The organism is Tabrizicola thermarum (assembly GCF_003574395.1).
Lineage (GTDB): Bacteria > Pseudomonadota > Alphaproteobacteria > Rhodobacterales > Rhodobacteraceae > Tabrizicola > Tabrizicola thermarum.
On the sequence record NZ_QMJY01000010.1, the window covers coordinates 61,238 to 87,981 of the forward strand.

At 67.5% G+C, this 26,744-nt stretch carries 23 protein-coding genes and 1 tRNA gene; 8 read left to right on the forward strand and 16 right to left on the reverse strand.

Translation table 11 applies throughout. From position 1 onward, the window contains the following. Positions 1-50 precede the first annotated feature (50 nt). Positions 51-869: a gamma-glutamyl-gamma-aminobutyrate hydrolase family protein gene (locus D5084_RS04700; RefSeq protein ID WP_238382528.1), complete on the reverse strand. Its 819-nt coding sequence runs from the start codon at positions 867-869 to the stop codon at positions 51-53. A 167-nt stretch (positions 870-1,036) separates the two neighbouring features. Between D5084_RS04700 and copM the strand changes: the two genes are divergently transcribed. Both copM and denD read left to right on the forward strand, forming a co-directional pair. Beyond that, a complete protein-coding gene (gene copM, locus D5084_RS04705) occupies positions 1,037-1,405 on the forward strand; it encodes a CopM family metallochaperone (protein ID WP_128514358.1) in 369 nt (122 codons plus the stop codon). Between the two features lie 54 nt (positions 1,406-1,459). Beyond that, positions 1,460-2,413 (forward strand): D-erythronate dehydrogenase, encoded by a 954-nt coding sequence (gene denD / locus D5084_RS04710; protein WP_128514359.1) that lies wholly within the window; start codon positions 1,460-1,462, stop codon positions 2,411-2,413. Between the two features lie 85 nt (positions 2,414-2,498). On the opposite strand, the gene D5084_RS04715 is transcribed toward denD, so the two are convergent. Beyond that, positions 2,499-3,701: a pyridoxal-phosphate-dependent aminotransferase family protein gene (locus tag D5084_RS04715; RefSeq protein ID WP_128514360.1), complete on the reverse strand. Its 1,203-nt coding sequence runs from the start codon at positions 3,699-3,701 to the stop codon at positions 2,499-2,501. Positions 3,702-3,827: 126 nt separating this feature from the next. Here D5084_RS04715 and D5084_RS04720 point away from each other — a divergent pair, with 126 nt between their 5' ends. From D5084_RS04720 to D5084_RS04730, 3 genes are all read left to right on the forward strand, one after another. Next, positions 3,828-5,579 (forward strand): ABC transporter ATP-binding protein, encoded by a 1,752-nt coding sequence (locus tag D5084_RS04720; RefSeq protein ID WP_274378866.1) that lies wholly within the window; start codon positions 3,828-3,830, stop codon positions 5,577-5,579. Between the two features lie 42 nt (positions 5,580-5,621). After that, a complete protein-coding gene (ygfZ, locus tag D5084_RS04725; protein WP_128514361.1) occupies positions 5,622-6,386 on the forward strand; it encodes a CAF17-like 4Fe-4S cluster assembly/insertion protein YgfZ in 765 nt (254 codons plus the stop codon). Positions 6,387-6,620: 234 nt separating this feature from the next. Further along, on the forward strand, positions 6,621-6,947 hold the full coding sequence (locus tag D5084_RS04730) for a DUF6280 family protein (protein ID WP_128514362.1): 327 nt from the start codon (positions 6,621-6,623) through the stop codon (positions 6,945-6,947). 68 nt (positions 6,948-7,015) lie between these two features. Here the strand turns inward: D5084_RS04730 and D5084_RS04735 are convergent, their stop codons facing one another. From D5084_RS04735 to D5084_RS04750, 4 genes are all read right to left on the reverse strand, one after another. Then, positions 7,016-8,020: a hypothetical protein gene (locus D5084_RS04735; RefSeq protein WP_128514363.1), complete on the reverse strand. Its 1,005-nt coding sequence runs from the start codon at positions 8,018-8,020 to the stop codon at positions 7,016-7,018. Positions 8,021-8,119: 99 nt separating this feature from the next. After that, a complete protein-coding gene (locus D5084_RS04740) occupies positions 8,120-9,493 on the reverse strand; it encodes a TolC family outer membrane protein (protein WP_128514364.1) in 1,374 nt (457 codons plus the stop codon). 95 nt (positions 9,494-9,588) lie between these two features. Further along, positions 9,589-10,242, reverse strand: coding sequence for a protein-L-isoaspartate O-methyltransferase family protein (locus tag D5084_RS04745; protein WP_128514365.1), 654 nt, complete (start codon positions 10,240-10,242; stop codon positions 9,589-9,591). Between the two features lie 115 nt (positions 10,243-10,357). Further along, positions 10,358-11,284 (reverse strand): hypothetical protein, encoded by a 927-nt coding sequence (locus D5084_RS04750; protein ID WP_128514366.1) that lies wholly within the window; start codon positions 11,282-11,284, stop codon positions 10,358-10,360. A 164-nt stretch (positions 11,285-11,448) separates the two neighbouring features. Between D5084_RS04750 and D5084_RS04755 the strand changes: the two genes are divergently transcribed. Continuing rightward, positions 11,449-11,628: a hypothetical protein gene (locus D5084_RS04755; RefSeq protein WP_128514367.1), complete on the forward strand. Its 180-nt coding sequence runs from the start codon at positions 11,449-11,451 to the stop codon at positions 11,626-11,628. A gap of 19 nt (positions 11,629-11,647) precedes the next feature. Here D5084_RS04755 and D5084_RS04760 read toward each other — a convergent pair whose 3' ends face one another. The 8 genes from D5084_RS04760 to pdxR all read right to left on the reverse strand — a co-directional run bounded on the left by D5084_RS04760 (position 11,648) and on the right by pdxR (position 22,675). Further along, positions 11,648-13,000 carry a phosphohexomutase domain-containing protein gene (locus D5084_RS04760; RefSeq protein WP_128514368.1) on the reverse strand — a complete coding sequence of 451 codons (1,353 nt, stop codon included), beginning with the start codon at positions 12,998-13,000 and terminating at the stop codon, positions 11,648-11,650. Positions 13,001-13,012: 12 nt separating this feature from the next. Next, positions 13,013-13,885, reverse strand: a complete 873-nt coding sequence (locus D5084_RS04765; RefSeq protein WP_128514369.1) for a dimethyl sulfoxide reductase anchor subunit family protein — start codon at positions 13,883-13,885, stop codon at positions 13,013-13,015. Between the two features lies 1 nt (position 13,886). Continuing rightward, the gene (locus D5084_RS04770) at positions 13,887-14,615 is read right to left on the reverse strand and encodes a 4Fe-4S dicluster domain-containing protein (protein WP_128514370.1); all 729 of its coding nucleotides are present in this window, start codon (positions 14,613-14,615) and stop codon (positions 13,887-13,889) included. Then, the gene (locus D5084_RS04775) at positions 14,612-17,467 is read right to left on the reverse strand and encodes a molybdopterin-dependent oxidoreductase (RefSeq protein WP_238382529.1); all 2,856 of its coding nucleotides are present in this window, start codon (positions 17,465-17,467) and stop codon (positions 14,612-14,614) included. The genes D5084_RS04770 and D5084_RS04775 overlap by 4 nt, the downstream gene beginning before the upstream one ends. Then, entirely contained in the window at positions 17,464-18,540 is a 1,077-nt protein-coding gene (locus D5084_RS04780) for an acetate/propionate family kinase (RefSeq protein ID WP_128514371.1), read from the reverse strand. Before D5084_RS04780 ends, D5084_RS04775 begins: the two co-directional genes overlap by 4 nt. Further along, entirely contained in the window at positions 18,540-19,280 is a 741-nt protein-coding gene (locus tag D5084_RS04785) for a sulfite exporter TauE/SafE family protein (protein ID WP_128514372.1), read from the reverse strand. The genes D5084_RS04780 and D5084_RS04785 overlap by 1 nt, the downstream gene beginning before the upstream one ends. Then, positions 19,280-21,055, reverse strand: a complete 1,776-nt coding sequence (gene xsc / locus D5084_RS04790) for a sulfoacetaldehyde acetyltransferase (protein ID WP_128514373.1) — start codon at positions 21,053-21,055, stop codon at positions 19,280-19,282. Before xsc ends, D5084_RS04785 begins: the two co-directional genes overlap by 1 nt. Positions 21,056-21,220: 165 nt before the next feature. Further along, positions 21,221-22,675: a MocR-like pyridoxine biosynthesis transcription factor PdxR gene (gene pdxR / locus D5084_RS04795; RefSeq protein ID WP_128514374.1), complete on the reverse strand. Its 1,455-nt coding sequence runs from the start codon at positions 22,673-22,675 to the stop codon at positions 21,221-21,223. 233 nt (positions 22,676-22,908) lie between these two features. Here pdxR and D5084_RS04800 point away from each other — a divergent pair, with 233 nt between their 5' ends. Further along, positions 22,909-23,925: a fatty acid desaturase gene (locus tag D5084_RS04800; protein ID WP_128514375.1), complete on the forward strand. Its 1,017-nt coding sequence runs from the start codon at positions 22,909-22,911 to the stop codon at positions 23,923-23,925. A gap of 129 nt (positions 23,926-24,054) precedes the next feature. On the opposite strand, the gene tpa is transcribed toward D5084_RS04800, so the two are convergent. Then, positions 24,055-25,434, reverse strand: coding sequence for a hypotaurine--pyruvate aminotransferase Tpa (gene tpa, locus D5084_RS04805; protein ID WP_128514376.1), 1,380 nt, complete (start codon positions 25,432-25,434; stop codon positions 24,055-24,057). Between the two features lie 87 nt (positions 25,435-25,521). Further along, complete coding sequence (locus tag D5084_RS04810) at positions 25,522-26,535, reverse strand: SDR family NAD(P)-dependent oxidoreductase (protein WP_128514377.1); 1,014 nt, start codon at positions 26,533-26,535, stop codon at positions 25,522-25,524. Positions 26,536-26,670: 135 nt separating this feature from the next. On the opposite strand from D5084_RS04810, the gene D5084_RS04815 reads away from it, so the two are divergent. Continuing rightward, positions 26,671-26,744, forward strand: a tRNA-Cys gene (locus D5084_RS04815).

The window sequence follows — 26,744 nt, forward strand, 5'->3', positions numbered from 1 at the left end:
TGGTGGCAGTATGGCGTCACGGGCAGCGGGTCGCCCTGATCCGGATCAAGTCAGGCCGAGCGCGCGGCGGCGGCGGGACGCCAGCCCCCAGCCCAGGCGGCGGCGGCCTGACCGAAGGCCTGGAACAGGGGGCGCGAGACGGGATCGTTGCCCGCGTTCCATTCGGGGTGCCATTGCACCGACAGGGTAAAGCCGGGCGCATCCTTGACATATATCGCCTCGGGCGTGCCGTCCGGGGCATGGCCCTCGATCACGATGCGACTGCCCGGACGGGCGATGCCCTGGCCGTGCAGGGTGTTCGTCATCACCTCGCGCGCGCCCAGCAGGCGGTGGAACACCCCGCCTTCGGTGAAGGTCACGCTGTGGCGGAGCGCGAAACATTCCTCCAGCGTGCCATCGGGCGGCATCCGGTGGTTCATTCGCCCCGGCAGATCGCGGATTTCCGGGTGCAGCGTGCCGCCCATGGCCACGTTCACCTCCTGAAACCCCCGGCAGATGCCAAGGAAGGGCTGGCCGCGATCGACGCAGGCGCGGATCAGGGGCAGCGTGATCGCATCGCGGCCCCGGTCGAAGGCGCCATGGGCGGGGGTCTCTTCCTCGCCATACTCGCTGGGATGGACGTTCGGGCGCCCGCCGGTCAGCAGAAACCCGTCGCAGAGGTCAAGCAGTTCCTCGACACTGATGTAACGCGGGTCGGACGGGATGATGAGGGGCATGCAGCCCGCAACCTCGGCCACGGCGGCGGTGTTCATCGTTCCGGCGGAATGGGACGGATAACTGCCGTTGATGAGGTAGCTGTTGCCGATGATCCCGACGACGGGCCTCTGCCCCTTGCGCTTCACCCTGGCCACCGCTTCGCTGCTTTCCACCAGAGGCAGGATAGACCCATGTCCCGGCAGCGGAAAGGGGGGCAACCTGCACAGATCGCCTTCGGTCGTGCACATCCGCTGCACAATCGCACATCACGTCGAAATGAGTTTCCTTCCCATGCAGGAAGGTCGGAAAAACGGCGGAACCGAAACGAAGGAGACCTGCCATGCTGAAACCTTTGACCCTTGCCCTGGGTATCGCCGCCGCAGCCGTCGGAGTTGCGGCCCTGGCGCAAGAGAAGATGACCGGCCACGAAGGCCACGCGATGATGGGTGACATGGGACCGGCCTCGATGGCGTTCATGGAGGCCAACACCCGCATGCACGAAGGGATGGCGATCGAGTTCACCGGCAATGCCGATCTGGACTTCGTCAAGGGCATGATCCCGCACCATCAGGGCGCGGTGGACATGGCGAAGATCGTGCTGGAACACGGCAAGGACCCCGAGGTGCGCAAGTTCGCGGAAGGCATCATCGCGGCGCAGGAGGCCGAGATCAAATGGATGGAGGAGTGGCTGGCCCGGAACGGCGGCTGATCCGCTTGGCTTGTCGCGGCTGATGTGGTCCCCTTCCGGCAAACGGAGGGGGCCATGCATATCCTGATCCTTGGTGCTGCGGGCATGCTGGGCCGCAAGCTGGCGGCCGCGATCACCGGCGGTGCCCTGCCCTTCTCGCGGCTGACGCTGGCCGATGTGGTGGCCCCGCCGCCGGTGGATGGGGCGGCCACTCTGGCGCTGAACCTGGCCGATCCGGGTGCAGCGGCGATCCTGGTCAAGGACCGGCCGGACCTGATCTTCCATCTGGCCGCCGTCGTCTCGGGCGAGGCGGAGGTGGACCTGGCCAGGGGCTATGCGGTCAACCTCGACGCCTCGCGCGCGCTGTTCGATGCGATTGCGGCGATCCCCGGCTATTGCCCGCGGCTGGTCTTCGCTTCCTCGCTGGCGGTCTTCGGCGCGCCCTTCCCGAAGGTCATTCCGGACGATTTCCACCTGACCCCGCGCACGAGTTACGGGACGCAGAAGGCGATGACGGAGCTGCTGCTGTCCGACTATTCGCGCCGGGGGCTTCTGGACGGCATCGCGCTGCGGTTGCCCACGATCTGCATCCGACCGGGGGCGCCGAACCGGGCGGCCTCGGGTTTCTATTCCTCGATCCTGCGCGAGCCGTTGAACGGGTTGCCCGCCGTGCTGCCCGTCCGCGACAGCCTGCGGCACTGGTTCGCCAGCCCGCGCGCCGCGACCGGCTTCTTCCTGCGGGCGGCCAGCCTCGATACCGCCACGCTGACGGCCAGCCGCGCGCTGACGATGCCTGGCCTGTCGGCGAGCATTGCCGAGATGATCGAGGCGCTGCGGCGCGTGGCAGGACAAGCGGCGGTGGACCTGATCCGCCACGAGCCGGACCCGGTGATCGAGGCCATCGTCACCCCCTGGGCCGAGGCCTGCGAGGCCGCGACCGCCCGGTCGCTGGGCTTCGTGGCCGAGACCAGCTTCGACGAGATCATCCGCATCTATCTGGAAGACGATCACCCGTCCCGAAGCATTTGATTCAAAATGTCTTTCTCTTCTGAAAATATCCCACGGGAGGTCCGGAGGGTGTGAAACCCTCCGGGGCCAGCCAAGGGCGCGGCGGTCAGGCTGCGGTGCCGATGACCCGCGCGGCGGCGGCCAGCGCCCCTTCCCCGTGGGGAATGTCCAGCGCGATCATCCCGGCCTCCATCACCGCCAGCGCGCCAAGGGTCATGTGGGCGTTCACATGGCCCATGTGGCCCACCCGCAGAAAGCCGTGATAGGCCGGGTCGGTCGAGGGTGCCATGCCAAGGCCGATGCCCAGCGTGACGCCGGCCTGCTTCTCGCACCAGTCGCGCAGGCGCGTGGCGTGGGGCGCCCCCAACCGGGCCGCCGTCACCGACCAGCCGCGATGCGCGGGATCGGCCACGTTCATCGCGATGGCCGGGTTGCCCGCGCCCCAGGCGTCGAAGGCGGCCCAGACCGTGCGGGCAAGCGTGTGGTGACGCGCCCAGACCTGCGACAGACCCTCTTCGGCGATCATGTCCAGCGCCTCGCGCAGGCCGTAGAGATGGCTCGTCGGCGCGGTGCCGTCCCAGAGCTGCCAGAACTCCTCGGGCTCGGCGCGGGGGCCCCAGGCCCAGTAGGGCGTGGCAAGGTCGGATCGGCCACAGCGCAGGCGGGCCGCTTCCGAGAACCAGACGAAGGCCAGGCCGGGCGGGGTCATCAGGCCCTTCTGGCAGGCCGAGACCATCACATCGACGCCCCAGTCGTCCATGTGGAATTCGTCGCAGCCCAGCGAGGCGATGCAGTCCACCGCAAGAAGCGCGGAGTGCCCGGCGGCATCCATCGCGGCGCGCAGGGCCGGAATGTCGGTCTTGATCGAACTGGCGGTATCGACATGCGTCGTCAGCACCGCCTTGATCCGGTGCCCGGGGTCGGCGCGCAGGGCGGCCTCGACCCTGCCGAAGTCAACCGGCGTGGATTTGCCGAAGTCAATGACCTCGACCTCCACCCCCATCGCACGGGCCGAATTGGCCCAGGACAGCCCGAACTGCCCCACCGCCAGCACCAGCGCCCTGTCGCCCCGGTTGAAGAGGTTGGCATTGGCCGCCTCCCATCCCGCATGGCCGTTGCCGATGTAGATGGCCACATGGCCCGTGGTCCCGGCCAGCATCCGCAAGTCGGGCATCAGGCCGGCCACCATCTCGATCAGCGGGCCTTCGTAGATGTTGGGCGAGCCGCGATGCATCGCGCGGAGCACGCGGTCGGGGATCACCGAAGGTCCGGGAATGGCCAGATAGGGACGGCCGGCGGCAAGGGTCATGTGCTTCTCCCAGCGGGGTTTGCGCCATGGCTAGGCCCGCGCGTCGCCAGCGTCAACCGGCCCGGCTTGAGACGGCGGCGCTTTCCGGCTAAACCCCGGGCCTGATCCGCGAAAAGGCAGAGCGTCTTGCAGTCCACGCGCGACTATCCCACCAACGAGCTTCTGCGCCGTTTCTGGCAAAGCTATCTGCGGCCGCACCTGCTGTCGCTGATCGCCGCCGTCGTGGTGATGGCCGTCGAGGGCTCGACCCTGGGGCTGCTGTCCTACATGCTGGAGCCGCTGTTCGACGAAGTCTTCAAGCCGGGCGGAACGGGCGGATTGCTCTGGGTCGGCGGCGCGATCCTGGCCCTGTTCGTGGTCCGCGCCGTGACCTCGATCATCGGGCGCAGGATCACCGCGCAGGTGAACCTGAAGTCGGCGGGCAGCATGCAGATCGATCTGGTGCGGCACCTTCTGACGCTGGACGCCAGTTTCTATCAGATCAACCCGCCCGGCACGCTGATCGAGCGGGTCCAGGGCGACACGCTGGCGGCAGCGACGGCGACGATCTCGGTCTTTGGCGGGGTGGCGCGCGATCTGGTGTCGCTGATCGGCCTTTTCGTCGTGGCGCTGATGATCGACCCGGTCTGGACGGCTGCCGCGCTGATCGGGGCGCCGCTTCTGCTTTTGCCTGCCGTCGTGCTGCGGCGCTATCTTTACCGCAAGGTCATGTTGAGCCGCCAGCAGGCCGGACTGCGCGCGACACGGCTGGACGAGATCTTCCACGGCATCCAGGCGGTGAAGCTGAACCGGATGGAGGCCTATCAGAGCCAGCGCTTCCAGCGGATCGTCGAAACCATCGTGCGGGCCGATGTCAAGGCGGCCACCGCGCGCGCCGCGATGCCGGCGCTGGTGGATATCATCACCGGCCTTGGCTTCTTTGCCGTCCTGATGCTGGGCGGCGCGGACGTGGCCGCAGGCCAACGCACCATCGGCGAGTTCATGTCCTTCTTCACCGCCATGGCGCTGACCTTCCAGCCGATCCGTCGCCTGAGCGATCTGGCCGGGCTCTGGCAGGTCGCAAAGGCCAGCCTTGCCCGCATCTACACGCTGTTCGACACCAGGCCCGAGGGCAACCGCCCGGCGCAAAGCCGCGCCCTGCCCGCCCCGGGCGCGCCGGAGATCCGGTTCGAGAACGTGTCCTTTGCCTATCCCGACCGGCCCGTGCTGGACCGCCTGAGCTTTACCGCCGAGGCGGGGAAGGTGACGGCTCTGGTCGGCAGTTCGGGCGCTGGCAAGTCGACGGTCTTCCAGCTGATCGCGGCCCTGATCGAGCCGCAGTCGGGCACGATCCGCATCGGCGGCGTCGATGTGCAGGACCTGAGCCTGTCCGATCAGCGCGCACTTCTGGCTTCGGTGTCGCAGGAGTCGGCGCTGTTCGACGAATCCCTGCGCGAGAACCTGATTCTCGGGCGCAGCGGGATCGATCAGGCCCGGCTGGAAAAGGCCCTCGCGGATGCCGAAGTGACCGGGTTCGCCGCCGATCTGCCGCTGGGGCTGGATACGCCTGCGGGGACGCGCGGCTCGGCCCTGTCGGGGGGCCAGCGCCAGCGGATCGCCATCGCACGGGCGCTTCTGGCCGATGCGCCGGTGCTGCTGCTGGACGAGGCGACATCGGCGCTGGATACCCGCACGGAGGCGGCGGTCTCTGCGGCCCTGTCACGCGCCCAGTCGGGCCGCACGACGCTGGTGATCGCGCACCGGCTGTCGACAGTGAAGGGGGCGGACAAGATCATCGTCCTGGAACGCGGCCGACTGGTCGAGGAAGGCACGCATGACAGCCTGATGGCGCGGCAGGGCGCCTATGCCCGGCTGCAGGAGGCACAACTGCGTGACTGACCCTTTTCCGCCTGCCCGGGTCGCTTTACCTTCGCGGCGACCATGATCGGAGAAACCGCCCCCGACCGCACTGTCTGGCGCCTGACCGGCAAGGATGCGATCAGCTTCCTGCAGGGCCTGGTGTCGAATGACATGCGCCCGCTGGAGGCCGGTCCGGGCATCGTCTGGGCGGCCCTTCTGTCGCCGCAGGGCAAGTATCTGGCCGACTTCTTCGTGGTGCGGCAGCAGTCGGGCGATCTTCTGATCGACATCGCCTCACGCCTTGCGGAGGACACCCTGCGCCGCCTGACGATGTACAAGCTGCGCGCCGATGTGCAGATCAGCCCCACCGCGCTGCATGTCCTGCGCGGGCTGGGCGAGCCGCCCGAGGGCGCCCTGCCCGACCCACGGCATCCGGCACTTGGCTGGCGCGCATGGTCCGACCGACCGGGAGCCGATCCCGTCATCGACTGGGATCGCATCCGGGTCGACAACCTGATCCCCGAAAGCGGCGTCGAACTGGTGCCCGAGGAGAGCTACATCCTGGAACTGGGGTTCGAGCGCCTGCATGGCGTCGACTTCCGCAAGGGCTGCTATGTCGGACAGGAAGTCACCGCACGGATGAAGCACAAGACCGAGCTGCGCAAGGGACTGGTCCGCGTGGCGGTGGACGGCGCGGCGCCGGTCGGGGCCGAGATCACCGACAGCGACGGCAAGCCTGTCGGCACACTCTTTACGCAAAGCGGCGGAACCGGACTGGCCCACCTGCGTTACGACCGCGCCACAGGCATTCTGCGGGCCGGTCAAGCCCGAATTCAACTCGCCTGACAGCGCGCGGGGCGGAGCACCAGGAATTTCCTAACCGAAGGTTGAAATAGCACCCCAGGCTCCTAAATCTCGTCTACCCTCGGGGCCACGACCGACTAGATACTGATTGAGCTTGCATTAGCCATGCACACAGCGCATGGCCGTCATTCCAAACCGGTAACCCCCGAATCGGGTTCAAACCGCTACAAACCCCGGACGCCAAGAAAGACAAGAGCAAGAATAAAGGAAACCAACATGCGTGACACCATCGACAGCACCGCCTTCAACTTCGAGCAGGGCCAACGCGCACGCAAACTTTTTGCCGCCGTTGTTCTGGCGGCTCTGGACGATGCCATTGCCGACGACAAGAAGTATGGCAACGGCCCGGACCAGATCGCCCGCTGGGCGCGTTCGCGCGACGGCCGTGAAGTGCTGTCCTGCGCCGGGATCGACCCGAACGAACGTGTGGTCAAGGGCCTGATGGAGTTCGTCGCGAAGGGCGTGCGCACTTCGGTCGCGCTGTCGCGCGAAGAATCCGAACGCCGCCACGCGCTTGAGCTGGAGCAGGCCGAAGCGGCCTGAAGCCGCATTTCCCCCGGAACGTCAAAGCGCGCCCCATCGGGGCGCGCTTTCGTTTCGGGTCAGGGGGCTCAGTCCAGGTCCCTGGCCATGAAGGCACGGTTGATTTCCGCCCGGACCAGCTTGCGGACATTGCGGGTGATCCGCTCGCCCAGTTCGCCCTTCAACTCGGCACGCAGGGTCTGACGGACGATCTCTTGCAGGGCGTGTTCGTCCAGGACCGCAAGCGACATGCCGTCGGCATCGACGAATTCCGTCGCCAGATGCTCTGCCGACAGATACCCGGCGCAGGCCTCGGCATCTTCCGGGCTGGCCTTGGCTGCGCCTGGGACCGCCGGGGCGGCATCGGCCAGCGAAACGACTTCAGCCTCGGACTTTGCCTCGGCGGGTGGGGTTTCGGGGCCTTCGCCTGCCGCAAGCTGCGCGGCAAGATGTTCCGCCCGTCGCCGCAGGGGGACGAAGGGGATCGGCCCGTCATCGGTCAGCGCATTGTCCACAGGCGCCCGGGGTTCCGACTGATCGCCCGCGCCAACCCGATCCGGCATCTCCTGATCGGGGTCCGGCCCGGTCAGGACCTCGGCCTCTTCAGCGGCCAGGGCGATTTCCCCCAGCGACACTGTCGCGGGGTCCGACCAGATCTCGTCCTCCCAACCGGCGTCCGGTTCTTCCGATGCCGCTTCGGCCAGATCCGCCGCCAGTTCGGGATCCGCAACGGGCAGAGGGCCGATCTCGGCACCGGCTTCGCCGGCGGATGTGTCCACGACATGGACGGGCACCGCCGGCGCCTCCCCTTCGGACGCACTGTCGGCCGGCGGCGGAACGGGCACAGGGGCGGGATCGCCAGGGGCGGCGGCTGCGTCCATCGGTTCGGCTGTCTGCAAGGACGAATCCAGCATCAACGGGGCCAGCGGGGCCAGCGGACTGGTTTCAGACAGCACCCGCTGCGCCGGGGTCAGCAAAAGCCGCTCGGCGTTCAGGTCGCGGCTGAGAGTGCGGGGCTGATGTTCGTTGGACACAAGCCGACGCACGGAGGAGACGACATCCTCAATCTCTTCGGAGCTTAGAGGTCCGGCCATCAACAAGATCCGCTCGCTTGCGCGTGAACTGATCTCAACTTTGCGCCACAAACCCCGGAATGGCAACAGTATTCACGGATTGTCGCGCCGGATGCGACGTCACTTTCCGATCTTTTCCAGAATCCTGTCAAGCTTCTTGCCCTGCGCGCTGTGCGAGGGCGCCTTCTCGACCGCGCCGTAATAGGCCTCGGGGTCATAGGTCGGGATCCCGAGGTTCAGGTGATCCACGGTAAGAAGACCCATGGTCGCCAGCACCTGGTAGACCGCGACATAACGCTGCGCCTCGGCCTGAAGCCGGGCGTTGCGGGCGTCCAGAAGCTCCTGCTCGGCGTTCAGCACGTCCAGCGTGGTCCGGGTTCCGGCAGCGGCTTCCTCGCGCACGCCGTCGAAGGCGGCCTGCGCGGCGCGGATCTGCAGGTCGGACGCCTCGATCGAGGCTGCGGCAACGGCAAGGTTCGCCCATGCGACGCCGACGTTCTGCACGATGCCGACGGCCACCTGCTGCAAGCCTGCGCGCGCGGCATCCTTGCCGGCCAGCGCCTTGCGTTGCAGCGCCGAGAGGCGGCCCCCTGCGTAGAGGGTCTGGTTCAGCGACAGCCCGTAGGATTGCAGCTGCTGGTCCTGGTCATCAGTGCGCAGCGTGACCCCTGCCCCGACGACCGGCATGCGATTCGCCTTGGCGAGGTCGACCTGAAGATCGGCGATCGTCACCTGATGCTGGGCCTGCTTGAGCAAGGGATGCGTGGCCCGCGCCACCGCCTGCGCCTCTTCCATCGTGCGCGGCAGGGCCGGCGCCTTGGGCAGGGCCGCAAGGCGGTGCGGATAGTCCCCGGTCGCGGCCTTGTAAGCCTCGCGCGCAACCTTCAGCTGGCCCTCGGCCGAGGCGAGCGCCGCCCGCGACGCGGCCAGCCGGGCCTCGGCGATCGACACATCGGTGCGGGTGATCTCGCCCACGTCAAAGCGATCCTGCGCCGCGCGGAGTTCCTGGGTGATGAGGCGCAGGTTGCTTTGCCGCAGCGCCACCACATCCTGCGCCAGCCGCACATCGACATAGGCACGCACGGCGGCCAGCAGGACGTTCTGTTCGACATCGATCAGCGCCTGCCGGGTCGCCAGCACGCTTTCCCGCGCGATCTCGATCCCCAGCTTGCGGCGCCCGAAGTCCAGCAGCGTCAGTTCGGCACTGAGGGTGAGCGAGGCGGACAGGCCCTCGGACACCGCGGGTCCTGCGGGAGTGGTGATGTCGGCGCGCTGCCACTGGCCTTGCAACGCGTAGGAGACCACCGGGCGCAGCGACGATACGGCGACGGCCACGTCCTCGTCGGCCGCGCGCAGCACGGCGCGGTTCTGGTCCAGAAGGTTGGAGTTCTTGTAGGCCGCGATCAGCGCGTCGGTCAGCGTTTCGGACCGGGCCTCCGGCGCGCCGACGACGCCCACCAGAGCCACAATTGCCGACAGAAGCCATGCTCGCATTTTCTTCGCCTTTTCATGGCCCGCAGAGTTTGTGCGGGCGTTGACAGCAGGACCGGACGGCCTGGACGCCGGGCCGGACAGGGCCTTCGGTGGCCTTATAGCACGAATGTCCGTGCTTTCTGAAAGCCCGGCAGCACCGGGGCGGCAGCGTTGAACACCGGGCGCCAGGACACCCGACCGTCGATCTTGTGGCCGATCCGCGCCGTCCCGACCGCGCCTTCCATGAAGACCGCGCCGATCCGGCCACCGTCCCTGAGCTGGGCCAGGATCGTCTCGGGCACAGTCTCGACGCCGCCTTCGATGGTAATCACGTCATAGGGCGCGCATTTGGCCGAGCCCTCGGCCAGCTTGCCCACCACCACGACGGCATTGTCGACCCCCTCTTCCGACAGAAGGCGCTGCGCCTCGGCGGCCAGGGCTTCGTCCTCTTCCACGGCGACGACGGTTTCGCCAAGACGCGCGATCACCGCCGCCGAATAGCCAAGCCCGCAGCCGATATCGAGCACCAGCTCGTCCGGCTGAATGTCCAGCGCATCCAGCAGCTTGGCCAGGGTCCGCGCCTCAAGCACCACGCGACCGGGGCCGAGGGGCAGGTTTTCCCCGACATAGGCCGCCTCGCGCCTGTCCTCGGGGACGAAGGTTTCGCGCGGGACGTTCAGCATGGCGTCGATGATCGGGAACTTGGTCACGTCGGAGGGGCGGACCTGAGTATCCACCATCATCACGCGGCGGCTGGCGAAATCGCTCATTCTGAACTCATCGGTCTGGATTGCGGTTTTGACCAGTCTTGCCACAGTTACCGACATGCCGCAACGGGCCTTCGGTGCATTTTCATGGGCTTGGAACGGGCCTCGGGGTCAGGGCTCAGGCGACTTGCGCGGTTTCTGGCGCCCAGCCGACGGCCTGATCGCCCAGATCGCGGAACGGCGCGGAAATCTGCGTCAAACGGCCGCGCCATTCGCCCAGCGGCTGCTGCCCGGCGGTGATGCGCAGGAAGGCCTGCACCAGGCAGGCAAGCGCAAAGGGCTGGATCAGCGCCAAGCGGATCGCCATGGCAGCCAGCGCAGCCGCGACGATGCCGGATTGGGCCCCGGCGGCGGGCCAGAGCACCAGAAGCCCGACAAAGGGCGGCAGAAGGACCAGAAAGACCGCAAGCGTCAGCGCCCAGCCAACCGCGTTGATCCGGAAGGCCGCGCCCAGCAGCTCGCGTGCGTTCTGGGTGGCGAGCACCAGGCCGTCATGCGCGGCCTCCCAGGCGTTTTCGGGCCGGGCACGGTAGGCGTGGACCAGCACGGCCTGATTGACCAGCCCGCCGGTCGCCAGCCGCCCGAGGATGGGACGCGACAGGATCGGCCCGACCCCCTCGGCCACGTCCGGCACCTTGCGCGCAACGCTGCGCACATGGCGATAGAGCGTCGCCGCCTGAGCGGGCGTGCCGAAGCGGGCGGCAACCGCGGCGCGGGCATGCGCGATCTGGCCCCGGCCCAGCGGCACCCGGACCCCGTCCAGACTGTCGGCGACCAGGGCAATCATCAGGATCTGCTGGATCTGGCGGAAACGGTGGCCGGGAATCGCCAGCACCAGCGCCGCCACGGCAAGGCCCGCCAGGCCGCCAAGAAGCGCATCCCGATCCCCCCCGACAGGTCGCAGGCTTACACCCAGCCAGACGCCAAGCGCCATGGTCAGCGCCAGAACCAGCGCGGCGGACAGGAAGACAGCCAGTCGGACCACCAGCAGCGGCGCAAGTCTGCCCCAGACAACCAGGGCCGTGAGAAGACTGAAATTCCACATGCAAGCAGTCCGGTATTTTTGCCCAGACTGACCCTGTCGCCGCGCCGACACAAGCCATCGGGATGGAAACAGACTGCTCTCGCACCGGCACCTGGCGGTCGGGCACTTAGCAAAGTCTTCAGATTTCGAGTCGATGCTGGCCGTGAAGAACAAAGGAGGACCAAATGGCTGCTTCCCGACTGACCCTCGCTGACGAACTTGTCGAAATCCGCGCCGAGATCGAGCGTCTGAAACGGCGCGAGGCGTCGTTGCAGCGCCTTGCCGAAGACATGCCGAAGATCCCGGTGTTCCGCCGTGGCTGGCCGATCCTGCGCAAGACCGCCAACACCTCCGTGACCGCCTGACACGATGGGCGCGGGGGCGTCAGGCCTCGATGATCGCCCGCACCCGCGCCACGCCTTCGGCCACCAGGCCCGCGTCGCCGCGTGCCTCGACGTTCAGCCGCAGCAGCGGCTCGGTGTTCGAGGCGCGCAGGTTCATCCGCCAGTCCCCGAAATCCAGGCTGAGACCGTCGGTGCGGTCACTGGACCTTGCCTCGGGTTCAAGCGCCGTCCGGACACGGGCAACGACTGCCGGCACCTCCGCGACGCGGAAGTTGATCTCGCCCGAGGAGGGAAAGTCGCGCCGCATCGCACCGACAAGCTCGGTCAGGCTGCGTCCCGACTGCGTCACGAGACGCGCCGCAAGCAGCCAGGGGATCATCCCCGAATCGCAGGCCATGAAGCCACGGAAATAGTGGTGCGCGCTCATCTCGCCGCCATAGACCGCGCCCTCGCGGCGCATCGCGGCCTTGAGGAAGATGTGTCCCGTGGGCGCCAGCACCGACCGCCCGCCGCCCCGCCGCACCGCATCCTGCACCGCCCAGATCACGCGCGGATCGTGGATGATCGTGGCGCCCGGCTCCGACGCCAGATGGGCCGCGGCAAGCAGCGCCACGACATGCTCGCCATCGACAAAGCCCCCGGCCCCGTCGAACAGGAAGCAGCGGTCGAAATCGCCGTCGAAGGCCACGCCCATGTCGGCCCCGGCCTTGCGCACCGCGTCTCCAGTCACGGGCCGGTTTTCGGGCAGCAGTGGATTCGGGATGCCGTTCGGGAAGGTCCCGTCGGGCGCATGGTGCATCCGCACCAGGTCAAGCCGCGCGCCGCGCGCCGCGAGCCCCTCGGCCAGCGCATCCAGCGTCGGCCCCGCCGCGCCGTTCCCCGCGTTCACCACCAGCCGCAAGGGACCGATCCCCTGCCCGACCAGCGCCGCGACATGGGCGACATAGGCCGCACGGGTCGAAGACCGATCCTCGCGCGCCCCGCCCGGGGCGGCGGGCAGGGCCTCCCCCCCCTCGGTCAGACTGCGGATCCGGGCGAAATCGGCGTCCGGCAGCGGCACCGCACCGCGCCCGACCAGCTTCATCCCGTTGTATTCGCGCGGATTGTGCGAGGCGGTGACACAGATCCCGCCGCCTGCGCCAAGATGGGCGGTGGCGAAATACATCTCCTCGGTTCCCGCAAGCCCCAGGTCAAGCACCCGCACCCCCTGCGCCATCAGCCCCGCCGCCACGGCATCGGCCAGCGCCGGCGAGCTTTCCCGGCAGTCCCGCGCCAGAACCACGGCATCCGCCCCGGTCACCAGGGCAAAGGCCCGGGCGATCCGGTGGGCGATGGCTTCGGTCAGGTCCGTTCCAAGACGGCCGCGGATGTCATAGGTCTTGAAGGCGCTCATGCGCGCAAGGGATCATCCCCGCGCGCCGTAGTAAAGCCCCACGACATGCTCGGCCTCGGCAAAGAACAGCCAGCGCGCGGCAAGGGCTCCGGCCAGGTGCAGCAGGGCCGCCAGCGCGATGCCCCAGACGCCCAGCGGCAGAAGAAGGATCAGCGCGGGCAGGATCGAGGCGAGCGCGAGGGCGATCCTGCGCAGCCTGGCGGCATGTTTGCGGCCGACGACGAAGATCATCTCGCGCTTCAGGTAGTTTCCTGCCGTATGGGCGGGGTCGAGGACAGACGGCACACCCAGCCGGTCAAGGCCCGTGGCGGTCCCCAGGGTCTGCCCGGCGCGCGCGAAGGCCGCGTCGCCCACCCGCCAGAGCGCCAGAAGGACCGCCCCCAAGGCCAAGAGCAGAAGCGGCGCCCAGGCGCGGCCCGAGAGCATCGCCCCGCCAGCCAGCGCGAAGGTCAGGAACATCACCGGCGTCAGCCAGTGGTGCCAGCGCGGGACGGCCCGGATCTGCGTGTAGATCATCGCGGTGGTGAAGACGGTCAGGATGGCAAGCGCACCGCCGATCTGGCCGATCAGGCGCGGCAGACCGAGGGCGAAGATGTCCGACAGCGCCACGGGCGCAAGGATCAGAAGCGTGGCGACCGAAGCCCAGGCTTCGCGGCTCAGCCAGCTCGTGCGCCATTGGGTGAAGGCTTTCAGGGCGTTACGCGGGTTGCCGAGGTGGAAGGTCGCAGCCAGAAGCCCCGCGACGGCCAACCCGTAGCCAAGGGCCCAGAGGAAGAAGGCGGCCCAGCCCGAGGGCATCAGCGCCCCCCAGCCGAGGAAGGCGAGGAAACCGAAGCCCAGCCCCGAGAGGGTGGAGAACAGGATCACGGACGGCGCGGGATGCATCTCAGAGCTTCCCCAGCATCCGGTCCAGCCACCCGGCGATCCCGGTGGCCTTGATGTCAAGAAGCGGGGCCAGCGGGCTGGCATCGCCCGGCCCCTTCTTGCGCGGCGGCAGGTATTTGTTGGTGGGTTTCGTGCCCATGTCGGGCATCAGGTCATAGCCCTGGCGCTCGGCCACCAGCCGCGACACCGCGCTGTCCGGGTCGGCGAGATCGCCGAAATGGCGGGCGTTCGTCGGGCAGGTGCGGACGCAGGCGGGCTCGCGGTCTTCCTCGGGCAGGGTCTCGTTGTAGATCCGGTCGACGCAGAGCGTGCATTTCTTCATCACGCCCTGATCCGCATCCATCTCGCGCGCGCCATAGGGGCAGGCCCAGGCGCAGAGGCCGCAGCCGATGCAGGCGTCTTCGTTCACCAGCACGATCCCGTCTTCGGCCCGCTTGTAGCTGGCCCCGGTCGGACAGACGGTAACGCAGGGGGCGTTGTCGCAGTGCAGACAGGAGCGTGGGAAGGTCACGACCTGCGCGGGGGCGTCAGGGATGGCGACCTGATAGGAATGGACACGGTTGAGGAACGTCCCCGAGGGATCGGCACCGTAGGGGTCCTGGTCGCTGAGGCCGATACCCGCGTCGTTCCAGCCCTTGCAGGCGGTGACGCAGGCCTGGCAACCGACGCAGGTGTCAAGGTCGATGACCAGACCGAGTTTCCTTGCGGTCGTTTGCGGCAGGGCGGTCATCGCGCGGCCTCCCCGCCGGGCGCCAAAAGTTTTCGAAAACTTTTGGCAAAATTCTTCGAAGAATTTTGCGCCCGGCCACCACCGGTGCGCGGAGGGTCGGGGAGGCGCGGAAGCATCGGCTCTACCGTTCCGCGCGGGTGATCCTTGGCCGGGACCCGGTCGATCCGCACCCGCTGGTCGAACCAGGCGGCCTGGCCCGTCACCGGATCGGAGTTCGACAGGCGCCTGCCCTCGCGGTCCGGCAGCAGTTCCGGGATCAGGTGGTTCAGAAGGAAGCCCGTCGTCGCCTCGGGCGCGTTCTCGTCCAGCGCCCAGGCGCCCTTGCGCTTGCCGATGGCGTTCCAGGTCCAGACGGAGTTCTCGTTCAGCGCGGCCATGTGGGCCACCGGCACCACGATGGTCCCGGCACGCGAGGACACGCGCGCCCAGTCGCCGTCCCGGAACCCCTGCGCCTGCCAGATCTTCGTCGGCAGATACAGAAAGTTGCGCCCCCTGATCTGCCGCAGCCAGGCGTTCTGGCTGCCCCAGGAGTGATACATGTCCATCGGGCGTTGCGTCAGGGCATGGACCGGATAGCCGAAGGCCGCATCCTCGTCGCCATAGGGCGGATACCAGATCGGCAGGGGGTGCATCGCCTGTCTCAGGCGGTCGCGCAGGTGGTCGGGGGGCTGGCGGGGACCGAAGCCCTCGGCGGCCAGCTGGAAGCGGCGCATCGGCTCGGACCAGATGTTGAAAAGGTAGGGCTGCGGCGTCTCGTAAAGGCCAAGGCGCACTGCCCAGTCCTGATAGGCCACGTTCCAGGGTTTGTAGAAGGCGGCTTCTTCGGGGACATGCGCCTGATAGAAAGCGCCGTTCTCGATGTAGCGGTTCAGCTGATCGGGGTTCGGCGCGCCCCGCCCTTCCGCCTCGCCATTGCCCCGGAATCCCATCAGCGGCCCGACACCGGGCCGGCGCTGGTGGTTCACGATATAGTCGGCGTAGTCCCTGTATTTCGCCGTCCCGTCCTCGTTCACCATCCCCGGCAGGCCGAGCCTTGCGCCCAGTTCCAGCAGGACCGACTGGAAACAGCGGACATCCCGGTCCGGTTCCACCACCGGCCAGCGGATCGCATCGCCCGCGGCGTCGGGTTCGCTGATCGGGCGGTCGAGAAGGCTGATGCAGTCGTGCCGTTCCAGATAGGTCGTGTCGGGCAGGATCAGGTCGGCATAGGCCACCATTTCGCTCGCATAGGCGTCGGAGTAGATGATCCGGGGGATGACGTACTCGCCGTCGCGCTGTTCCGTCAGCATCTCCATCACCCGGGCGGAGTTCATGCTGGAGTTCCACGACATGTTCGCCATGTAGAGAAACAGCGTGTCGATCCGGTAGGGGTCCCCGGCATGGGCGTTGGGGATGACCATGTGCATGAGGCCGTGGGCCGAGAACGGATTTTCCCAGGAGAACCCCTTGTCGATCCGCGCCGGCTGGCCGTCGGGCAGCAGGCACAGGTCGTCGGGCGAGCGGACATAGCCCAGATGCGGGCCGGTCAGCGGCTTGCCGGGGGAGGTCACGAAATGCGGGGTCGGGTGCGCCTCGACCGGTTTCGGGTAAGGCGGTTTCAGCCGATAGCCGCCGGGGGTTTCCACCGCCCCCAGCAGGATCTGCAACAGATGCAGCGCACGGGCGGTCTGGAAGCCGTTGGAATGGGCCGAGATGCCCCGCATGGCGTGAAAGCTGACCGGGCGGCCGGGCATGTCGGCATGTTCATTGCCGCGGAAGTCGGTCCAGGGCCGGTCCAGCGTGATCGACTGGTTGAAGGCCACGTCGGCCAGTTCTGCCGCCAGTTGCCGGATGCGCGTCGCCGTCACCCCGCAACGGGCGGCCACGGCCTCGGGCGCATAGTCGGGCTTGAGGTATTCCTCGACCATGTGGCGGAAGACCGTGCGGTTGCCCCGCCATTCCGCGCCGAGATCGGGCTGCACATCCTTGCCGTCCCAGGGGGCCGGATGGCCGGTGCGGCGGTCGATGACGAAGGGCTGGCTTTCGGCGTTGCGCACGAAAAGGCCCTTCTCCGGCCCCTCCGCCCCGGTCACCAAGAGCGGCGCGTTGGTCCATTGGGCGAGGTAGTCGAGGTCGATCTTCCCCGCCTCCAGCAGGCAATGGATCAGGCTGAGGATCAACAGGCCATCGGTGCCGGGCGTGATCCCGATCCAGTCGTCGGCCACCGCCGAATAGCCGGTGCGGATCGGGTTAACGCTGATGACCCGCGCGCCGCGCGCCTTCAGTTTGCCGATGCCGATCTTGATCGGATTGCTGTCATGGTCCTCGGCCACGCCGAACAGGACGAACAGCTTCGTCCGCTCCCAGTCCGGCTGGCCGAATTCCCAGAAGGCGCCGCCGATGGTGTAGATGCCGCCCGCCGCCATGTTGACGCTGCAAAATCCGCCGTGCGCCGCATAGTTCGGCGTGCCGAAGGCTTGCGCCCACCAGCCGGTGAGGCTCTGGCTCTGGTCGCGGCCGGTGAAGAAGGCGAGCTTCTCGGGGGCCGTCTCGCGCAGGGGCTTCATCCAGGAAACGGCGGTTTGCAGCGCCTCTTCCCAGGTGATCTCCTCGAAGGCCCCCGATCCCCGGGGGCCTACGCGTCGCAGGGGCGCGCGCAACCGGCTGGGGGCGGTGACCTGCATGATCCCGGAGGCGCCCTTGGCACAGAGGACGCCCCTGTTGACCGGATGGTCCCGGTTGCCCTCGATATAGGTGACGCTCCCGGATTTCAGATGCACGTTGATCCCGCAGCGGCAGGCGCACATGTAGCAGGTGGTCTGGCGGATCTCGTCGCCGACCTCGCGTTGCGTTTCCACCCTCGGCTGGTTCACGCGCCCTCCCCGGCCCTGACGGCCTGCGCCTCCAGCGCAATCTGACGTTCCTCGTCGGCAGGCACAACAAGGATAACGACACGGGATGTCGCATCATGCAGGGCGGTTTCGTTCCGCGCATTGGCGGCAAGGTCGGGAGATACTCCCAGAAACCCGAGGCCGGACAGGATTTCCTTCCGCATCCAGGGATCGTTTTCGCCGATGCCCCCGGTGAAGACCACGGCATCGAGCCCCCCCATCGCGGCGACCATCGACCCGGCGTGACGCACCGCCCAATAGGCGAAATGGTCCAGCGCAAACCGCGCCTCGGACGTGCCTGCCGCAAGCAGCGCGCGCAGGTCGCTGTGGCCACCAAGGCCAAGCAGCCCGCTTTCGCGGTTGAGGATGCGGCCCGCGCGATCCACCCCGTGCAGTTCGGCAAGCCGCAGCACCGCGTTGCCGTCGATCGACCCGGAGCGCGTGCCCATCGTCAGCCCGTCCAGCGGCGAATAGCCCATCGTCGTCGCAACCGAACGACCGTTCACAATCGCCGCCATGGAACAGCCATTGCCTAGATGACAGGCGAGCAGGCGTTCGGGTAGTTCCCCCCTGCCCCGCAGGATGCGCACCAGCGCGGCATAGCTGATCCCGTGAAAGCCATAGCGGCGCAGGCCCCGGTCACGCTCCGCCTTCGGCAGGGCATAGGTCGTGGCCACCTCGGGGTTCGTGGCGTGAAAGGCGGTGTCGAAGGCCGCATATTGCGGCAGGTCGGGCGCAAGGGCGGCAAGCGCCTGAATCCCCGCCAGATTCGCCGGGTTATGCAGGGGGGCGAGCGGGATGCAGGCCGCGATTTCGCGCAGGATCTCGGGCGTCACCCGGCAGGTCCGGGTCAGCCCCGCCCCGCCATGCACCACCCGATGCGCCGCCGCCGTCAGCCGATGCGGAAAGATGCCCGCCCGCGCCAGCCCTTCGGCCAGCGCCGCCGCGTGACCATCCGGGCCGATCTCGGTCAGGCTGACATTTCCGACCTCTTGTTCGCCTTCAAAGAGCTTCAGCTTCAGCGAAGACGAACCGGCGTTCACAATCAGCCACATCAGAGCAGCGCCTTTCCCAACCCCAAGGTGGCCAGCCCCGCCAGAAGCACGATGGCAAAGCGGCGGAACTCCTGCGGATCGGAGCCGAAGAAATGCCGCCCGCCAAGCCAGTTGCCGAACAGCGTCACCGGCAGCGCGATGAGGCTGGCCCAGAGCGTGTCCCAGGTCACCAGCCCCGCCAGCCAGTAGAGCGGCGCCGAGTAGAGGTCGAGCAGCGGGAAATAGGCGATCAGCGTGGCCCGGAACACCGATGCGGGCATCGGCTGCGCGGCGAAGAAGGCCGCGACCGGCAGCCCCCCCATGCCGGGCGCGTTGGCCAGGCCCGAGATCACCCCCGCCACCCCGTTGCCCGCCCCCTTGACCTCGGCCGCAAACCGCCATCCCGCCAGCAGCACGACGCACATCAGGAGAACATAGCCCGACACGACCGCCCGCGCCGTGTCCTCGGAGACCCCGGTCAGCACCCAGAGACCCAGCGGCAAGCCGATCGCCGCCCCGCCCAGAAGCCAGCCCACGCGCCGCCAGTCCACATCCGGCCCGGCCCCCCTGGCGTGCTGGAGCGACATCACCGTTTCCAGAATGACCACAACCGCGACGAAATTCAGTGGATTGGTCACCAGACTGGCGGCCGCAATCAGCAGGGCCGAGAAGCCGAACCCCGAATAGCCCCGCACGAACCCGGCCACCAGACAGGCCACGGCGAGCCAGACCAGCGCGCCGGGGCCAAGGTCATAGGGCATCAGACGACCTGCGGCCGCATGTCTTCGCGCCGGATGCCGGCGACCTCGACCGGCTTCTTCATCGCGTCGCGGCGGAAGGGCTCGCCCAGTTCCTGGTTGATAAGCGCCTCGATCAGGGTCGTCTTGCCGTGGCTCATCTGGTCTTCGATGGCTTTCCGCAGCGCCGCCGTCAGCTCCTCCATCGTCCGCGCCTGCACGCCCTGAAGACCGCAGGCTCTGGCGATCCCGGCGTAGCTGACGTCCGTATCCAGCTCGGTCCCGACGAAGTTGTCGTCATACCACAGCGTCGAGTTCCGCTTTTCCGCCCCCCACTGGTAGTTGCGGAAGACGACCATGGTGATCGCGGGCCATTCCGGGCGGCCGATGGCGGTCAGTTCCGTCACCGCGATGCCGAAGGCGCCGTCGCCGGCAAAGCCCACGACGGGCGTGTCCGGGCAGGCGATCTTGGCGCCGACGATCGACGGCAGCCCATATCCGCAGGGGCCGAAAAGGCCGGGGGCGAGGTATTTCCGCCCTGCCTCGAAGGACGGATAGGCGTTGCCGATGGCGCAGTTGTTGCCGATGTCACTGGAGATGATCGCCTCGCGCGGGAGCGCCGCCTGGATCGCGCGCCAGGCCATGCGGGGGCTCATCCAGTGGGGTTTGGCGGCTCGTGCGCGTTCGTTCCAGGTCGTGCCGGGATCGTCCTGTTCGTGGTCCATCGAGGCCAGTTCCTGCGCCCAGGCCGATTTCTTCTGCGCGATCAGGGCCTTGCGCTCCTCTCGCCCCGCATCGCCCGCGGTCTTGGAGAGGCGCGCGAGGATCCCCTCGGCCACCTTCTTCGCGTCACCTACGATCCCCACCGTCACGGGTTTGGTCAGGCCGATCCGGTTCGGGTTGATGTCCACCTGGATCACCTTCGCGCCCTTCGGCCAGTAGTCGATCCCATAGCCCGGCAGGGTCGAGAAGGGGTTGAGCCGCGTCCCCAGGGCCAGCACCACATCGGCCTCGGCGATCAGCTCCATCGCCGCCTTCGACCCGTTATAGCCCAGCGGCCCCGCGAACAGCGGATGGCTTCCGGGGAAGGCGTCGTTGTGCTGGTAGCCGACGCAGACCGGGGCGGTCAGGCGTTCGGCCAGCGCCATCGAGGCCGGGATCGCCCCCCCGATGACCACGCCCGCGCCATTCAGGATCACCGGGAACTTCGCGCCGGACAGAAGCTGCGCCGCCTGCGCAATGGCCTCCTCACCGCCCGAGGGGCGCTCGAACTCCACCACCGCGGGCAGGGCGATGTCGATGACCTGTGTCCAGAAGTCCCGCGGCACGTTGATCTGCGCGGGGGCCGATTGACGCCTGGCCTGCAGGATCACGCGGTTCAGCACCTCGGCCATGCGACTGGGATCGCGGACCTCTTCCTGATAGCAGACCATGTCGCGGAACAGCGCCATCTGCTCGACTTCCTGAAAGCCGCCCATCCCGATGGTCTTGTTCGCGGCCTGCGGGGTGACCAGCAGCAAGGGCGTGTGGTTCCAGTAGGCCGTCTTGACCGCCGTCACGAAGTTGGTGATGCCCGGCCCGTTCTGCGCGATCATCATGCACATCCTGCCCGAGGCCCGGGTGAACCCGTCGGCCATCATCCCGCCCGAGCCTTCATGCGCGCAGTCCCAGAAGGTGATCCCGGCCTTGGGGAAAAGATCGGAAATCGGCATGAAGGCCGATCCGATGATGCCGAAGGCGTGTTCGATCCCGTGCATTTGCAGGACCTTCACGAAGGCTTCCTCGGTGGTCATCTTCATCGCGGCTCTCCATGCGTCATGCGGCCCGACAAGGCCGGTTGCACGCAAGCTACTCCTGCCCCCGTCCCCAGCTTAGGGCCAGTTCATGCGCCACGGTAGGGCCAGCGACCGCGCCGCGTTCGCCGTCGTCTCCCTGTCGCCGAACCGCAGCGCAGAGGGACGCCGTCATCGACGGGCGAGTGTCCGGGCAATCCGCGCCACCCCTTCGGCAATCTTCTGCGGAGCGATGGAGGAATAGGCCAGCCGGTAGAAGTTCCGCGGCCCGTCCCCGGCAAAGAACGCCCGCCCCGGCTCGATCAGAACGCCCTCGGCCCGCAGCCGGAGCGCCAGGTCCTCGCTGTCCACGCCCTCGGGTGCGCGCATCCAGAAGCTGGAGCCGCCGAAGCCGCCCTGCCCTGCCACGGTCAGGCCCTCTGCGGCAATGGCCTCGGCCATGATCTGGCGGCGGCGGCGGTAGGCGTTCTTCATGCGGTTGACGAGGGCGTCATAATGCCCGAGGCCCAGAAAATAGGCCATGGTCCGCTGGATATGGCCGGGGGGGTGCTTCAGGATCAGGCCCCGCAGCGCCCGCGCCTCGGCGATGAAGCCGGGGGGGCCGACGAGGTAGCCCAGGCGCAGGCCGGGAAAGACGGATTTCGAGAAGGACCCTGCGTAGATCACGCGCCCGTTCCGGTCGAGCGACTTCAGCGCCGGGGCGACGGGCTTCAGGAAGGACATCTCGAATTCGTAGTCGTCCTCGATGATGATGGCACCCTGCGCCTCTGCGGCCTCCAGAAGCGCCACGCGGCGGTCGACGGGCATGGTGGCATTGGTCGGGCACTGGTGCGATGGCGTGGTGAAAATCACATCTGCATCAATGGTTTGCACGGGCAGGCCCTGGGCATCGACATCCACCGGGACCGCTGTAGCCCCCGTGGCCGCGACGATGGCGCGCCAGGCGGGGTAGCCGGGGTTTTCCACCACGGCGCGGCGGCCGGGGCCGAGGAGCGTGGTTGCGGCGATCCACAGCGCGTTCTGCGCGCCGAGGGTCAGAAGGACCTCATCCTCGCGGGCGGCGATGCCTCGGCGGGGCAGGATGGTGCGCAGAAGCTCCTGGATCAGCAGGGGATCGTCGCGGTCGTAATAGTCGGTGGTCAGCGCCGCGAAGTCGCGCTTGCCGAGCGCCCGCAGCGCGCACTGCCGCCAGTTCTGGTGGTCGAAGAGCGTCGGGTCGGCCTGGCCGTAGATGAAGGGAAAGGGGTAGCGGTCCCAGTCCTCGGGCCGTTCGACGCGCGGGGTCAGCGTGAAGCGACCGCCGGTCAGGCCCTTGAAATCAACGGCCTCTGCGCGGGGTTCGGCCTGGGGAAACTCCGGCGCCAGCGGGGCGGTGTCCGAGACGAAATAGCCCGACCGGCCCGCCGAAGTGAGGTAGTCCGAGGACACAAGGTCGGCATAGGCCAGCGTCACGGTGATCCGGCTGACGCCCAGATGCGCGGCCAGCCCCCGCGACGAGGGCATCCGGCTGCCGGGGCGGAAGCGGCCGGACAGGATGCCTTGCGTGACCATGGTCCTGATCTGCTGTTGCAGGGAACCGGTCGCTCCGGGGGTCAGGTAGAAGGCTTCGACGGGGATGGCGGGCATGGGGTCACGGGCGTCTGTTGCCCCGGATCAAGCGGCCCGGTCCCGGCCAAAGTCAAGCATCGGCATGAGGCGCGCTCTTCGGGACGTGACCGGCCACCGCATCAAGACGGTTGATATTTCTCCCCGGGTCGCCTACCCCGGTAGCGCCTGATGTATCCGCGTCCGCGCGCTTTCTGCCGAAGGCCAAGCCGACCCCCTCCGCGGCAAAGCCGGAGGGACTGCCACAGGCCCAGATGCCCGATACCCCTCGTCCAGCCCGCGATTGGCTGATCCTTCTCGCTCGCTACCGCGAACCGGCAACCGCCCGCAGCCTGTGGGAGCTTGCCGCGACTCTGGTGCCGTTTCTGGCGCTCTGGGCCCTTGCCTGGATGGCGCTGTCGGTCAGCCCCTGGGCGGCGCTGGCGCTGGCGGTGCTGAACGGCGGGTTCCTGGTGCGGATCTTCATCATCCAGCACGATTGCGGCCATGGCGCGTTCCTGAAGAACCGCACCGCGCAGGACTGGCTGGGGCGCGTGCTGGGGGTGCTGACACTGACCCCCTACGCGGTCTGGCGGCGCACCCATTCGATCCACCATGCCCACCACGGCGACCTGGATGCCCGGGGGATCGGCGATGTGCTGACCCTGACCATCGAGGAATACCGCGCCCGGGGGCGCTGGGGGCGGCTGATGTATCGGCTTTACCGTCACCCCGTGGTGCTGTTCATCCTTGGGCCCAGCTATCTGTTCCTGCTGCAAAATCGCCTGCCCTTCGGGTTGATGAACTCTGGCTGGCGCTATTGGACCTCTGCCATGGGCACCAATGCGATGATCGCCATCGCCGTGGGCCTGATCATTTGGTTCGGCGGGTTCTGGCCGGTGCTGCTGATCTACCTCCCCACCTCGCTGATCGCGGCGACCCTTGGCGTCTGGCTTTTCTATGTCCAGCACCAGTTCGAAGAGACGCATTGGTCGAAGGGCGACGACTGGCAGCTGCACGACGCCGCGCTGGAGGGATCGTCCCACTACATCCTGCCGCAGCCCCTGCGCTGGTTTTCCGGCAACATCGGCATTCATCACGTCCACCATCTGTATTCCCGCATCCCGTTCTACCGCCTGCCCGAGGTGATCCGCGACCACCGCGCCCTTGCCGAAGCGCAGCGCCTGACGGTGCGCGAGAGCCTGGCGTCGGTGAACCTGCACCTGTGGGACACGGTGGAGGGGAAGCTGATGAGCTTCAGGGAAGCCCGCGCCCGGTACGGGGTGGCGTGACCCCATCGGCGTAAGCTGCGCTACAGCGCACCGTAACGCCGCAATGACCCGCGTCGCCCCCCGGTTCCGGGCAAGACAAAAGGGTGCCCGTCTCCGGGCACCCTCTCCAGCCGCAAAGGGCTTCAGTCCCTACCCGAACACCCGGGTCAGTGCCCCATCGATTGCCGTGGTGATCTCGTCGATATCATCCTTCGTCGCGATCAGAGCCGGGCTCAGGCACAGCGTGTTGTTCAACCCCGGCAGGCTGCGGTTCGTGGCGCCGATGATCACCCCCTGCGCCATGCAGTCGGCGACGACAGCCTGGACCATCTTTTCGGGCGCGGGTTCCTTGGTCGCGCGGTCCGCCACCAGTTCCGCCCCGAGGAACAGCCCCTTGCCGCGCACGTCGCCGATGACCTTGTGCTTGTCCATCAGCGCGCGCAAGCGGTCGAGGCAGTAGTCGCCCATGTCGAGCGTGTTCTGCAAAAGCCCCTCTTCCTCGATGATCTTCATGTTCTCCAGCGCCGCCGCAGGCCCCGCGGTGCAGCCGCCGAAGGTGGAGATGTCGCGGAAATAGCTGAGCGGATCCGAGGCGTCGTCCTTGAACATCTCGAAGACGGCCTCGGTGGTCACGGTGCAGGAGATCGCGGCGTAGCCCGAGGCCACCCCCTTGGCCATGGTCACGAAGTCGGGCTTGATGCCGTAGTGCTGATAGCCGAACCATGTGCCGGTGCGACCCACGCCGCAGACGACCTCGTCAATCGCCAAGAGGATGTTGTATTTCTTGCAGATTTCCTGCACCCGCTCCCAATAGCCCTGCGGCGGGACGATGACGCCGCCGCCGGCGGTCACCGGCTCCAGGATCAGGCAGCCGACCGTGTCGGGGCCTTCGCGCAGGATGACTTCCTCGATGGCGTCAGCGGCGCGCTGGCCGTAGTTCTCCACGTCCCACTGCTTGCGGTATTCCAGGCAGTGCGGCACGCGGACAAAGCCGTCGGGGAACGGCCCGTATTGCATGGCGCGCTGGTCCTGGCCCGAAGTGGCAAGGGCCGCGATGGTGGTGCCGTGGTAGTCGCGGTCGCGGTAAAGGATCTTCCACTTCCTGCCGCCATGGTGCCGGTGCGCGATCTGGCGCACCATCTTGTAGACCTTCTCGTTCGCCTCGGAGCCGGAGTTGTTGTAATAGACGCGGGTCAGGCCCGGCATCTTCTCGGTCAAGGCCTTGGAGAACATGGCGCCGGGGATCGAGCCTGCCGACCCGGCGAAATAGTTCAGCTTCAAAAGCTGGTCGCGGACGGCATTGGCGATCCGCTCACGCCCATAGCCCACGTTGACGGTCCAGACCCCGCCGGAGACCGCGTCGATATGTTCCTTGCCCTTGGCATCCCAGACGCGCATCCCCTTGCCTTCCACGATGACGCGGGGATCGACGGTTTCGTACTGTTTGTGCTGCGACAGATGGTGCCAGACATGCGCGCGGTCGGCCTCGACCACGGCGCCGATGTCGTTCAGGCCTGCATAGTCTTCCATGAGAGCGGTCCTTTCGGTTTCGCGCGGCAGTATGAGGCCTGCCGCGGTCAAGGTTTAGGACCAGACAATGGCTGCCGATAGGGCCAGTCAGGTCCGGGTGTACTCGCGGTACCAGTCGACAAAGGGTTGCAACCCGGTGGCAAGGTCGGTCCGGGGCCGAAAGCCGGTGAGGCGTTCGAGCAGCGCGCAGTCGGCCCAGGTGGCGGGGACGTCGCCGGGTTGCATGGGCAGAAGGTTCAGGATCGCCTTCCGGCCGAGAAGGGCTTCCAGCGTGCGGATGAAGTCCATCAGGTGAATCTTGTCGGAATTGCCGATGTTCACCACGCGCCAGGGGGCGACGGGGCTCAGGCTGTCGCCCTCGACCGGCGCAGGGCGGGCGCCCGGTGCGGGCGGGGCAAGGGGGATGAGGCGGGTCAGCCCCTCGACCAGGTCATCGACAGCGGTGAAGTCGCGCCAGAGCTCACCCCGGTTGTAGACGTCGATCGGTTCACCCTCCAGGATCGCCCTGGTGAACTTGAAATAGGCCAGATCGGGGCGGCCCCACGACCCGTAGACGGTGAAGAACCGGAACAGCGTGACCGGCAGGCCCCAGAGATGGGCGTAGGAATGGGCAAGGCTCTCGACCGCCTTCTTGGTCGCGGCATAGACCGTCAGCGGGTGGTCGGTGCGGTCGGTCTCGTGGAACGGCATTTCGGGGTTGGCACCATAGACCGAGGAGGTGGAAGCGATCATCAGGTGCTTGACCCTCAGGGCCTTTGCGATCTCCAACACGTTGAAACTTCCGGTGAAATTCGTCTCGATATAGGATCGCGGATGCGTCAGGCTGTAGCGGACCCCGGCCTGGGCGGCGAGGTGGATGATCGCATCCGGGGCGAAAGCCTCGGCCACGCGGGTCAGCGTCGGCATGTCCTCCAGCATCGCCTCGGTCGCGGCAAAACCGGGCATGGCCTTCAGGATCGCGTGGCGCTGTTCCTTCAGCCGGACGTCGTAATAGGGCGTCATGCCGTCGTAGCCATGCACGCTGTGGCCCGCCGCCAGCAAGGCCCGCGCAAGGTGAAAGCCGATGAATCCGGCGGTTCCGGTGATGAGGATCTTCTGCACGTAAGCCCTTCCCAGCACGCTTGCGCCGGACAATCCGCGCCGACCCGGCGCAAGTCAAGCCCGCCCCGGCCCGGATTGCCCCGCCATTGCCCTTGCAGAGCCCGGACGCTTCGGCTATCCCGTCCCCACCTTCGCGGCGGGTTGGCGGAGAGGTTACGCAGCGGATTGCAAATCCGTGTAGACCGGTTCGATTCCGGTACCCGCCTCCA